General features: G+C 52.2%; 9 protein-coding genes. 1 reads left to right on the plus strand and 8 read right to left on the minus strand.

Annotated elements, in window-relative coordinates; all coding sequences use genetic code 11:
• Nucleotides 1–62: 62 nt before the first annotated feature.
• The 7 genes from N0M98_RS15295 to N0M98_RS15325 form a co-directional block, all read right to left on the minus strand.
• Nucleotides 63–710, minus strand: coding sequence for a hypothetical protein (locus N0M98_RS15295; protein WP_249863245.1), 648 nt, complete (start codon nt 708–710; stop codon nt 63–65).
• Between the two features lie 196 nt (nt 711–906).
• Nucleotides 907–2,223 carry a glycosyltransferase gene (locus N0M98_RS15300; RefSeq protein ID WP_259618445.1) on the minus strand — a complete coding sequence of 439 codons (1,317 nt, stop codon included), beginning with the start codon at nt 2,221–2,223 and terminating at the stop codon, nt 907–909.
• Between the two features lie 283 nt (nt 2,224–2,506).
• Entirely contained in the window at nt 2,507–2,764 is a 258-nt protein-coding gene (locus tag N0M98_RS15305) for a VOC family protein (protein WP_249863242.1), read from the minus strand.
• Nucleotides 2,765–2,793: 29 nt separating this feature from the next.
• The gene (locus N0M98_RS15310) at nt 2,794–4,005 is read right to left on the minus strand and encodes a macrolide family glycosyltransferase (RefSeq protein WP_259618446.1); all 1,212 of its coding nucleotides are present in this window, start codon (nt 4,003–4,005) and stop codon (nt 2,794–2,796) included.
• Between the two features lie 76 nt (nt 4,006–4,081).
• Nucleotides 4,082–4,657, minus strand: a complete 576-nt coding sequence (locus N0M98_RS15315) for a PadR family transcriptional regulator (RefSeq protein ID WP_249863240.1) — start codon at nt 4,655–4,657, stop codon at nt 4,082–4,084.
• Between the two features lie 199 nt (nt 4,658–4,856).
• A complete protein-coding gene (locus N0M98_RS15320) occupies nt 4,857–6,287 on the minus strand; it encodes a S1C family serine protease (RefSeq protein WP_259618447.1) in 1,431 nt (476 codons plus the stop codon).
• Nucleotides 6,288–6,522: 235 nt separating this feature from the next.
• Nucleotides 6,523–8,094, minus strand: coding sequence for an FMN-binding glutamate synthase family protein (locus N0M98_RS15325; protein ID WP_259618448.1), 1,572 nt, complete (start codon nt 8,092–8,094; stop codon nt 6,523–6,525).
• A gap of 281 nt (nt 8,095–8,375) precedes the next feature.
• On the opposite strand from N0M98_RS15325, the gene N0M98_RS15330 reads away from it, so the two are divergent.
• Nucleotides 8,376–9,269 (plus strand): cation diffusion facilitator family transporter, encoded by an 894-nt coding sequence (locus tag N0M98_RS15330; protein ID WP_375295489.1) that lies wholly within the window; start codon nt 8,376–8,378, stop codon nt 9,267–9,269.
• Nucleotides 9,270–9,277: 8 nt separating this feature from the next.
• Here the strand turns inward: N0M98_RS15330 and N0M98_RS15335 are convergent, their stop codons facing one another.
• Nucleotides 9,278–12,589, minus strand: coding sequence for a DEAD/DEAH box helicase (locus N0M98_RS15335; protein ID WP_259618449.1), 3,312 nt, complete (start codon nt 12,587–12,589; stop codon nt 9,278–9,280).
• Nucleotides 12,590–12,710: the final 121 nt, after the last annotated feature.

Below are 12,710 nucleotides of genomic sequence, written 5' to 3' on the forward strand. Positions count from 1 at the left end.
GCAGCATGGCTGAGGAACGGCCCTTTCGGCATCATAGATGAAACCGGGTTGAACCTTTAGAATTAGACTTCGACCAGATCATTGTAGAGCTCGACGATGAATTGAAGACCGGCCGGATTTACGTCACCGTTCGTCGAGTAGTTCACTACTTCATAAGATACGACGAAGAAGTAAGTGGTAAGTGCAGGAATAGTAACCGGAAGTGTCGGGACGTAAATACCGGAAAACTTAGATATATTCTGCCATCCGAACGGCGGAGAGTCAGCCTGTCCCGCATCGCTCAGGCTGCCGTCCGGCGCGCCTCCGGCAGGCGTAACGGAGGTTTCAAGCGTAATCCCGACAAGAGGAATGTTCAAATATTCTTCAATAAATAGCGTATGGGCATTATCCGTGAATGTATCGGCCACGGCCAGACGGGTAATACCGGCGACGATGAGATCCGTGTACTGATAGGCTTGAGCAAAATAGACGGTTTCCGATGCCGCAGGAGACGCATCGTTCCATACATATTCTGGGTTAGCCAAACCTTCCGCGGCATAATACTCCAGGTTCGGCCAGAATGCGCCGGCTTGACCGATATTCGTAGCCAGTCCGCTGGTTGCGGTTGCAGTTCCCGTGATGGCTGCAGTAATCGCATCTGTCCTGCTTGCCGTCGAGTACCAGGTCGTACCGGAATTGCTGGTAAGGGAAGCTAATCTTGATAGCGGCATATCTAATACCACACTCCTTTGTTTATTATCACGCTGGTTCCGTGATTATACTTTCATAGTATTCTTTCTCTATAGCAATAGCTTGGATGAATGACGCTAGTTACTCGTATATTCTTATATTCAGGCTCTTAACGAGATACACCATAATACGGGAAAAGAGGGCCCCTTTAAAAAAATCTTACAGGCGCCCTCTTTTTTATTTGCTAGCAAGCAATTGATCGTATACATTCAATGTGCTCGAAGCCGCAGCTTCAATATGATAATAACTTTCGATATATTTGCGGCCAACCCAGCCCCACTCTTCCCTGGTTTGGGGAGCCAAATTCAGTACCTCGTTTAAATGCTCCTTCAGCATCCATTGCGATAACGGATGCTTAGATTTGTGATCTCCGAACCAAAGCCGCCAGGCGGACTCGTAATTTTCCGGCTGTACGATGCCGAAATAACCGTGCGTGCCTACTGCGATAACCGGCGTTTTACAAGCCAACGCCTCTACTGCAACCCGGCCCGTGCCGATCACGCAATCGCTGCTGGAATAAAGAGCGCACATATTCAATGAATCGCCAAGTAAATGAATGAACGGTTCATCTGCCGCGGCGTTGGTTTGTTCGACCAACGCTTCGATTTTGCCCGCTTCACTCCCCGCTCCCACAATCATAAGGCGCAGAGAAGCAAACGCTTGTTCTCTCAACTGCTGGCATGCTTCGACAATATTTAAGCAAATATCCGCCTTTTCCCATGTTAAACGTCCTACGTAAAGCACGAGAGGCGCATCCTCCGGTATACCGTATCTGGCTCTAAAGTCGGATTTGAGCGATGGGCGGTTCGCATACTCCGTGGGATTGATACCGTTCGGAATCAATATCGGGGAGTTATAATAATTTTTGACGAATTGCTGAACGGGAGGCGTAACGGTAATGACAACCGAAGCCATATCAAGAACAGGCAGTAAGTCGTTGCCGTAATAAAGACCGTGTACCGTATAGACAAAAGGTACCTTCACCTGGCTTGCCGCCTTAGCTGCGAAACTTCCGGAAGGAACCTGATGACCGTGAACAACGGATATATTTTCGTTTTGTATAATTTTTTTTACTTGTCGGATAATTTCATCCTTGTTCTCTTCGTTCGATCTGTAGGAATCGGTTACGAAATCGATTTCGTACACCGGACAGCCCAGCGCTAAAAACGTCTCCAGCATGCGCCCGTTTTTGCCGGCAACCGCAACATAGATTCCTTTCTTTATCAGCTCTCGCGCGAGCGATAAACAGTGGGTTTCCGTACCTCCGATATTAAATTGATCCAGAACCATCAGAACTCGGGCGTCGGCGGTCTCTTTTTGCTTATAAGGGTGAGCGGTTTTTCCGATTCTGGGATGGAGCGGGCAATTGAAATGAAATTCATGCTTTCTTTTATCCTGCGGTACTAAAGGACCCTGAATGATAACTTTTAAGGGCTCTTTCCTGAGGGATTTCTTCTTTTCCGGTTTCGATTTCCCCGCTCGTTTCAAAGCCACCTTCGACCATCTCCTTATCTGAATTCACGTATGCTGTGCACCGAACGGAAGCAAGCGGTCTTGAGCACAAAGCAACGCTTCGTATTCCCTTATAGATAATGCTATGTGCAGAGGGACGTTTGGGTAAGGTATATTCGCTTGTTTTTTTGGAAAAAACTTTGACTAACCTATTAATGCACATTTGTTACCATAGGTTGGTCAAAAGGCAAAAAACCGACTTTCCTACTCCGAGGCAGGATAATCGGTTTTTGTTTGCTTGCTACCATGATAATATGCGCGCGGCTTAACGAGTGCAAATCAAATAAAGAGGATTTCCATCAGGATCATTGAAGTGTGCCAGCCGGGTTCCATTGTTTTCAGTAATATGCTGGAATTCAACGCCGCGAGATTTCAGCACATCGATCGCCGGCTCTAATTCCTGTACTTCAAATCCAATAGAAATGCTCTCTGATTTTCCGGGTTGAATACCTTGTTCACCCGAGGGATGCAATAGCCCGATTGTCAGTCCCGGTGCCGCAACTTGCGCAAAATGCCCTTCCACTTGGTGTTGTAATTGTAATCCGAGCGTCTCTACGTAAAATTGTCTCCCAATCCTAGATTTCGTTTATATGCGAAGATCTCCTCCACGGCTCGATGATACCCGCCCGCAGTTCGGAACGAATCGCCAATTTCAACACAAGCCTCTCGAATCGATGCATCCTCGAACACATGTTCCGCCGCCTCTCGAAGATCCCGAGCGGTTAACCCTTCTTGCTTCAGGTGGATGCCTGCACCGATTTCAGCCACACGCCGCGCCACCATAGGCTGGTCTGCGCCTTGGGGAAGCACAATCAGCGGCACCCCATAATATAATCCTTCGCTGGCGCTGTTCATGCCGCCGTGCGTGATAAACAATTTGGCGCGTTGCAATACTTCGAGTTGCGGTACATAGTTACGAACGATAAAATTATCGGGAATGTCTCCCAATTCCGCAATCTGGGTTTGTCTGCCTACGGATACAATCACGGTGTACTTCGTTTCGGCAAACGCCGCAAAACAGAGCTTGTAAAATTCCGCCGCTTGATTGATAACGGTACCGAAAGAAATGTAAACCAATCGATCCGTGTCCACATGAGAGAAATCAAAATGACTGTGCGAACGCGGCACTACAGACGGTCCAACAAACTTGAACGTCTCGTCGAAACTTTCACCATCGGGCTGAAAGCTTTTCGACGTGTAGACAAGGCTCAACGGCGCAGGATTACAGGATACCTCGTAAGCGGAGCCCACTCGTACATCGTATTTCGCTTCCACTTGACTGACAAGGCGTTGAAACTCCTGCTGCGCTTGTTCGTTCACGTCGGCCGGAAACTGGCGCAAGAGGTGATCGTGCATCATGTCAAAGCTGTTTTGCTGAAGTGCAAAGCTTGTGTATGAATTGATTGCCGGCAAGTCGAGTATTTGCGCAAGCAAGCGTCCGCAGCCGAACATCGAATCATGAATGATGTAGTCAAAATGCTTTCCTTTGATTTGATCGAGGACACTGGGAATGATAATGTCGGCGGTCCGCAAAAGTCCGCCCGCCCGTGCCCAAGGATTTCTTCCTCCGGCCAGGAACGCCTCCACAAATTTGCCGCTATCGAACGTGATCACCTCTGCGCCCGTTGACTCTACGCGATCACGATACTGATCCGCTGTACAGTAAACCACCTGTTCGCCGCGGCGGATCAGTTCTTGAACAACGCCAAGCGTTGGATTGATATGTCCTTCGGAACCTCCGTTGATCAGTAATACACGCGCCATAATCATCACCTCATATTATTAAGTACGCCGTTCCAAGCGTCCGCCGCTAGCGGCCGTTACTTCGGCAATCGCAAACTTACTCATACACCGTCCCTTCTCCATTCATTTGAAGATTATGAATTAACTGCAAAATCCAAGCCTCGTCCAAACGAAGCTTGTCCAACCGATGCCGGAACCAGATCAGATTGTACTGTCGTTCCTCATCGGGCATCATTTCGTCTTTGCTTATATACTCCACCCGTTCTTCCTCATGGCGAAGCTCAAACCGCAAGTAATCCTTGTACTGGTGCAAAATCAGAAATTGCAATTCTCTGCTGATAATGTCAAAATTCGAAAGCTTGGCGTAAAAGTGCAGATCATAGTCCGGCGAGTATGGAATCGGTTCTTCCATCAGACGAAAAAAACGACGCTTACCATCCTCGGTTATTCTGTACATTTTTTTCTTCTTTCCTCTTCCTTGCCGGGAACCCTCCTGTTGTTCATCGGGGACCTGCTCGATCAGCCCATCTGCAAGCAGGCTATGAATGAGCGGATAAAGCACCCCCCAGCTGATTTTTCGCGTAGGTCCAATAGCTCCGTTCAAGATCGTGTGCAGCAAATAGCCGTGCATCGGAGCACCCGTCAATTCGCCGAGTATAAATAATTCGGTCAAGCATAAGTCCCCCCTTAAAGGTTGATTCATTTATATTATATCAAAAAGATATATTTATTCAATATATTTTTTTTGATATATAAATCTCAATAAAAGCTGCTGGAAATCGCAATCGTTAGTTTTGGCGGGATCATAAAAAAACGGACATGGCTGCGTCTTTACGAAAGACCCAACCATGCCCGCTGTAACACGGTATCTATTATTTTTTCGAAGTCGATTGCGCCGCGTTGCGGTCGCCGACGGTGACTGTAATGTCTTGTTTATTGCCGTTGCGCACAATCGTCAGCTTCACTTTGTCGCCGACTTTTAGCGCCTGAATTTTTTTGGTTAATTCGTCCGCCGTGGAGATTTCTGCGCCGTCTACGGCGACAATGGCGTCATATTCGCGCAACCCGGCTTCAAAGGCCGGCGTTTTAGGTTGAATATCGGCGACAACCGCGCCTTTAGTGCTGCTTAAGTTCAGATCGCCTAACATATCTTCGGTAATATTGGCAACACTAACACCAATGTACGGAGACGGTTCCTTCGGAATTTCAACGTTGTTTTTCAGATTTTCCAGCACTGAGCTGATCGTGCTTGTAGGAATGGCGAACCCGATACCTTGCGCTTCGGAGCTTACCGCCGTATTGATCCCGATCACTTCACCGTTCATGTTCAGCAGCGGGCCGCCGGAGTTCCCCGGGTTAATAGCCGCATCGGTTTGGAACAGATGTTTGTATTCTCTTGTCCCCTTGTCATCCGGGATACTGATCGGACGCTCCTTGGCGCTGATCACGCCGGAGGTTACGGTGTAGTCGAAATCGTACGGGTTACCGATGGCGACAACCCAGTCGCCCACTTGCGTATTATCGGAATCGCCGATAGGCAGCGTCGGGAAGTCTTTGTCCCCTTCTATTTTCAGCACGGCCAAGTCCAGATCGTAGCTGTTACCGAGTAGCGTGGCTTTAAAAGGCGTATCGTATCCTTGAACGGTAACATCGATTTCGTCGGCGCCGTCAATGACGTGTTCGTTGGTTAGAATGTAACCGGACGATTGGAAAATAAATCCGGAGCCCAATCCGCTCGATTGCAAAGCTCCGTCATCCTGATTTTGCGTGGAGCCTTTCCCGCTTCCCCGGCCTTGACTACCGAAAAACTGTTGGAAAAACGGATCGTTGTACATTGAATTGCCGTTTTTGCTGCTCTTTACTTTCGTTTCGATTTTCACGACAGCCGGTCCTGCCTCCTTAGCGATATCCGCAACGCTTTTGGTCGATGACACTACGTTGTTCAACGATGCGGTTTTGGCACCGTTATTGCCGGAAACCGAGGAAGTTTGCGGTGCCGCCGCGAGCTGCGGACCCGTAAACAAATTGTATTTGTCCGAAGCGAACATCAGGCTCCCTACTACCAAAGCCCCGGCCATAAAAGCGGCAAACGTGCTTTTCATGGAACTGCCCTTCTTCATATCCATGTTCTCAGGTGTGTTCAGAGATACTCTGCCGGAATATTTGAAGAACGACCCGCTTCGTCTTGGAGGCGTCGAAACGACCTCGATTTCATCGTCCATCCGATGTTGTGCAGTCTCTTCGCGCTCGGCATCAGTTTTATAACCATCATATTGATTTTTATTGTTGTTGTTGTTTTCCATAATAAAAGCCCTCCTATGAATGAAATTTGGTTGGATTAGCGATGTAATTATTGCTGTTGTTCATGCTTTAATCATGAGGCTTCAACCTTAAAATCACTTTAAAATAGTATAAAAGCAATCTAAAAGATTTGGGCGCAAAAACTAAGGTTCATTTAAGGTTTCATCGGGACGCGCCAAAAAGGACGAGCCGCTTCTGATACAGAAAGGCGACTCGTCCTGGAAAATATGATGTTGGCTAATCTAGGTTCGGATAAGGAAACAAATCGGCAATGCGGATGCTTTGCCCGCTGTCATTTGTAAACACGACATGCTCCCGCCTTAGCCCGCGAGGACTTTCCAGACCGCAAGCGGCCGCCAGCGAAAACAAGCCTTCCCTCATTTGCAAAATATAGTTCATTACGCGCCACTGTTTCTCTTCCGGCACCAGCGCTTCCTGGAATTTGGAATCCGTCGTCGTAATCCCGGTCGGGCATTTGCCGGTATGACACTGCATCGCCATAATGCAGCCGTTGGCCATCATAAAGCCGCGGGCCGAGTTGACGCAATCCGCACCGAGCGCAAGCGCGATCGCCACTTTATCCGGAGTAACGAGCTTGCCGGAAGCAAAAATGCGGAACCGGTCCCGCACGCCGAATTTTCTTGCCGTATCGTCGAGAATCAGCAAGGCGGTAAAGAGCGGCAGCCCCATGCCGTCCGCCATTGCTTTAAACGTCGCCCCGGAACCGCCTTCGGAGCCGTCGACGGTAATGAAATCCGGGTAAATGTCCAGCTCGAGCATCGCCCGGAAAAACGGCTCCAACCGTTTCGGATCGCCGACGACGATCTTCACTCCCACCGGCTTGCCGCCCTCTTCCTGCAAGGTAGCGATGAAGCGCAGCGCTTCTTCCGGATTGGTGAGAAATTCGAAGCGGTTCGGGGAGTTGACTGTCTTCCCTATCGGGACTAGGCGTGCCGCTGCGACCGGTGCCGTCACCTTAGCGCCTTCGAGATGGCCGCCGCGAATTTTGGCGCCTTGATGAAATTTCAGCTCGAACGCTTTAATATTCGGATGAGCGGCTTTGCGCTTGTATTCCTCGATGGAAAAACGGCCCTCCTCATCGCGGAAGCCGAACAGACCGGGACCGATCTGCGAGATCACCTCGGCGCCCGACGCAAGGTGCACATCCGCAACCCCGCCTTCGCCCGTATTGATCCACGACCCGCCCGCCATACAGGCGCCGCTTCCCGTCGATTGAATATAGCGCTCGCCGACGGCTCCGAAGGAGGTGGCCGAAGCGCCGAACATGCCCTTAAGCCGCCAAGGAAACTTACGTCCCTCGCCAACGACGATCGCATCCTCGTCATGCAGCAGCCAAGGCTTGACCCGCTCCTCGACCAGCTTTTCCTTTCTAGTAAACAATCCTTCGTCGGTGATAACATATTTTTTCCCGGGCACCGGCGCCTCATTATCGACCTTAAGCTCGCTCGTTAATTTCGGGAACATGGCATTGGATAAATAGAAGCCGGGCTTCTCGTAATCTCGTCTGCCCCCGAACGAAATCAGATCCGTCCGATATTTCGCCGCATAGACCAGACCGATAAAATCGGCTCTCGAGAACGGCTTGCCTTCCGTATCGTTGTCGAACCAGTATTGGCGAAACTCCGGTCCGAGCTTCTCAAGCAAATATCGCAGCCACCCGAGAAACGGATGCGAGCGGATAATGGAATGTTTGGGCTTTTTGGACAAAGCGTACATGTAACCGAAAAAAACAAGCAGCGGAACGACGACGATAACGAGCAAAATGATCAGTAAAATGACAGGCACCATAGTGCGGCCTCCTTCAGCGGCAGTGTATTAAAAAACAATACTATCATACCACAATTTGCCTGAAGACATGCCCTTCTCCAATGCAGGATGCACACTGCCGGCAAAGATCCGTTCCCTTTGCATCCGATGCAGCCTAATGCTATAATAAACCATGTTATTTTTTGACAAGTGGTGATAATAATGAGCGGATTGTCCATACTGCATAATAGCATTCCCTTGACCGGAGCGGGTCAAGGGTTTTTGTTTCCTTGGGGAAAAAGTTCTGGCGGGGGTCATAAATGATGAATTCGGATAACCGTTCTTCCATGATGGCGGCATGGGTAAGCTTGATCAGCAACGTCGCGCTGACGGTTCTTAAAATCGCCGTCGGCTTTCTATTTCACAGCCAGGTGCTGCTGGCCGACGGCATTCATAATGCCGGCGACGTCATAGCTACCGCGGCATCGTTAACCTCAATGCATATTTCCAAGCGGCCCGCCGATGAAGACCATCCGTACGGGCACGGCAAAGCCGAGGTGCTGAGCGCAGCCGTCGTCTCGGTCATTCTGACCATCGCGGCGCTGTATATCGCATACGAAGCGGTCAACGCGTTCTTCGAGGAGCCGCATCAGGCCAGCTTCGTCGCCTTGGGCGCGGCCTTCGTATCGCTCGTCTGGAAGCAGGCGCTCTATATTTACACCGTTCGCATCGGCAAAAAGATGAACAGCAAAGGGCTGCTCGCTACCGCATACGATCATCTCGCCGACGTCTATGCCTCGATCGCCGCCGTTCTCGGCATCGGCCTTTCCCTGATCGGGGAGGCTTACGGATGGCATATGCTCGCTTACGGAGATCCGGTAGCCGGGATCATCGTCTCGGTGCTTGTGCTCAGACTTGCCTACCATATGGGCCAGGAAGCGTTCGATGTCCTGATGGAAAAAGCCGTCGACCAGGAGAAGCTAAGCGAATATACGGCTCTGGTATGGACGGCTCCCGAAGTGAAGCGCATCGACCGGATTCGCGCGCGCGAACACGGCCATTACATATTGGTCGACATCCGGCTCAGCATTCCCGGCCATATGACGATTCAGCAAGGACATGACATCTCCCGCCGGATCAAGCAAACGATCATGTCCCGCCATTCCGACGTGGGCGAGGTCTTGATTCATATTAATCCGTGGTACCCCGGCGAATAGAGCATGAATCAGATCATCAATATGTCGCGAATATCTTGTTCGCTTAAAGCGGACGTGGCTGTCTCCCCCGGCTGAAGCACTTCGTCGATCAAATGCTTCTTTTTATGCTGAAGCTCGTAGATTTTATCCTCGATCGTCCCCTGGGCCAATAGCCGAATCACCTGAACCACTTTTTTCTGTCCGATGCGGTAGGCCCTGTCGGCCGCCTGCTGCTCCACCGCAGGATTCCACCATAGATCGTAGAGTATGACGGTATCGGCTCCGGTCAGATTGAGACCGGTGCCGCCGGCCTTCAAGGAAACGAGAAACACGTCCCGCTCCCCCTCGTTAAACCGGGTGCACTGCGCCACGCGGTCGGCCGCCGGCGTATGTCCGTCCAGATAGAAGTAGGGGATTCCCTGGTCGGAGAGCTCCCTGCTTATCAGCCCAAGCATCTCGGTAAACTGGGAGAAGACGAGCATCCTCTTGCCCGCCCCCCGGCATTCCTCGATAATCTCCAGCAGCTGTTCGAACTTCGCCGAGCCGCCCGCGTAATCTTCGACGAACAAAGCCGGGTGGCAGCACAGCTGCCTAAGCCGCGTCAAGCCAGCCAATATTTTGATCCTGTTCTTGTTGAAGCTGTCCGCGTTCAAATGCTTCAGCGTCTCCTGGCGCAGCTCGGCGAGATAGGCGGCGTACAGCTTCTTCTGCTCCGGCAGCAGCTCGGACGGATGCAGCGTCTCGATCTTCTCCGGCAATTCCTTCAGCACGTCGCTTTTCAGCCTGCGGAGCAGAAACGGCCTTGCTCTTCTCGCGACGGCTTCGCGCGTCAATTCGCCGAACGCCTGCCTGCCCGGAAACAGCTCCGGAAAGACAACGTGGAAAATCGACCATAATTCGTCGAGCCGATTCTCTATCGGCGTCCCGGTCAGCGCGAACCGGTGTCTGGCTTGCAGCGTCTTTACGGCTTGGGCCGTTTGAGTCGCATGATTTTTGAACGCTTGCGCCTCGTCCAAAATCAGCGTATGGAATGCATACTGCGCATACAGAAGCACATCTCGGCGAAGCAGCGGGTAGGAGGTGATCAACACGTCCGCTTCGGTTAGCCGCTTCAGCGTTTGACTGCGTTCCGACCGCGAGCCGTCGACGATCTCCGCCTTCAGCTCCGGAGCGAACCGGGCGATCTCCTGCTGCCAATTGTACATCAGCGAAGCGGGACATACGATCAGCGCCGGCAGCTGCATTTCGCGGATGTCCGCCAGCGAGGATACGAGGAAGGCGATGCTTTGCACCGTCTTGCCGAGTCCCATATCATCCGCAAGAATCCCGCCAAAATGGTAATGCGCCAGCGTCTTGAGCCAGCCGAATCCGTATTTCTGATAATCGCGAAGCACGGGCGACAGCGAGGCGGGCACCGGGAATTCGAGATCGTCCGGATTCCGGATATGCTCAAGCAGGCGGCGCAGCGATTTGCCCAGCCTGACCGCATGGCCGTGTGAAGGCGAATCGAGCAGACGCGCGGCTTGCGCGGCGGGCAGCCGAAACTGCGTCCCCGGCAGATCGTTAATTCGGATGCCGATCTCGTTAATAAATCGGACGATCTCCTGAAACGCTTCGCTCTCCAGCGGCACGAAAGCGCCTCCCGGCATCCGGTGATACTTGCGCTTCTCCGAAAGCGACTGAAGCACCTTGCGGATTTCCGCTTCGGGAATCCCGGCGATATCGAAGCGGAAATCCAGCCAATCCGTCCTCTCATCAACCTCCACCGTGATTTTCGGAGCAATGGGCCCGGCGGCCAGCCGCGGTTTTACGCTGGAGGTCGCATAGATCGTTACCAGCTTCTCCAGCTCAGGGACGATGCGGTACAGAAACTCGTATTCGCCGTCTTCTTCATCCAGGAAGTAGCCTTCCTCCGTTCTGATGAAGGCGCTTTGCTCCATCAGCTCCAGAATGCGCCGTTCCTGCTCTCCGTCCCGAACCAGAATACGTTCCGTGCTTTTTCGATCCCGTCCGCCTCCGGCGAGCGGATTAATGATCACATCGCCGTATTGAAATTCAAGCCCCGCGAGCAGACGGTCCCGCACCCGGTCCAAGTACAGCCTCGCCTTCAGCGGGTATTTCGACATTCTCTCCGATACGGCCTCGGATAGATGAACGCTGCCCAGCTTCATCAGTCCGGGCACGACCTTTTCCATGAACGGCTCCATCTCATCCCGGGAAATGGTCACTTGCCGTCCCTCCGCTCCTTCGAGCATCAGTTTCAGCTCCGCAAGGCGCTTGGCCTCTTCATGCGGCACCTTGAGCAGCTTGCCGCCTGCCAAAACAGCGCCGTACGCATCCAGAACGACCATCCGCTCCAGCCCGTCGACCTCTAGCCGGTAGCTTCGGCTGCCCGCCGTGTCGAAGGCAAAGCGAAGCGGGAGCGGCCCCTCCGCCGCTTCCAGTTTATAGTAGAAGGCTTCTCCGAGTTCAAGCCGGACAGAAGGGGCTTGGAGCAGCAGCGGAAGCAGCGAATCCCATCCGTAAGGAGGGATGAGCAGTATCCGTTCTCCGCCTACAGGGGCGGCTGCCGTTGAAAACGTCCGGGCGCTTTCCCGGTACATTTGCTCGTTGCGATACAGCCGGATGCATTGACGCAAAAGATCGTCGTTCTCCTTCTGGAAATAGTGCAGCACGGGATCGTACGTAAACTGCTTGGTCAAAGCATAAGCTTCCCCGCGATCCACCCGCTCCAAAAAATCTCGAATCTGCTGCACGATATACAACCGCTTGGGGCCGATTTTCAGTTCGACTCCAAACATATGTTTGCGGTATCCGTAAGGAAGCAGCCGACATATAACCTCGACCTCGAGCAGGCTTCTCGCTTCCGGCACAACCCGGCTCGGGCTTGTGCGAATCGTCCGCTCGCCGAACAGGCGCAGCATGCCTCTCGTCAGCTTCGCATCTTCCGTGCGCCCGGAGTAATCCCCCTTTGCAGCGGCAGCGTACTCTTCTCCTCGCTCGTCGGGCAGAGCGGCCGCATCCTCCTGGCGGTTCCCCGCGAACTCCTGCTGCAGCCGGTGGACGGCGAGCAGCGACGCGGCAATATGCTTGCAATATTTATCGTAGGAAGAGAGCCTCGGACAGGCGCACTCCGCACTGATGTTTCCGCCGGTATCAAAGGACGCGGTGACGTCGTACCGGCTCTTGCGGTCGGCAATGACGCTCGCCTCGTACTTCATGCCGATAGGGTCGTAATGAGTAACCGACACTTTGCCGGACCTCCATAACGCCTCGCCCTTCTCGTAAGCAAGCTGGCCGCATAACGATTTAATGACCTTGGCGGTCAATGCAACATCCATGCCCCGGCTCCTTTCCATATTTCCTTTTGCAATCGCTTAGGATCGCTCGTCTGTACCTTTAATCATACCAGATCACGGCAAAAAAGAACAAATGTTCCGAGGGCGGCCCGGACAGACCGCC

This window comes from Paenibacillus doosanensis (assembly GCF_025060755.1).
GTDB lineage: Bacteria > Bacillota > Bacilli > Paenibacillales > NBRC-103111 > Paenibacillus_S > Paenibacillus_S doosanensis.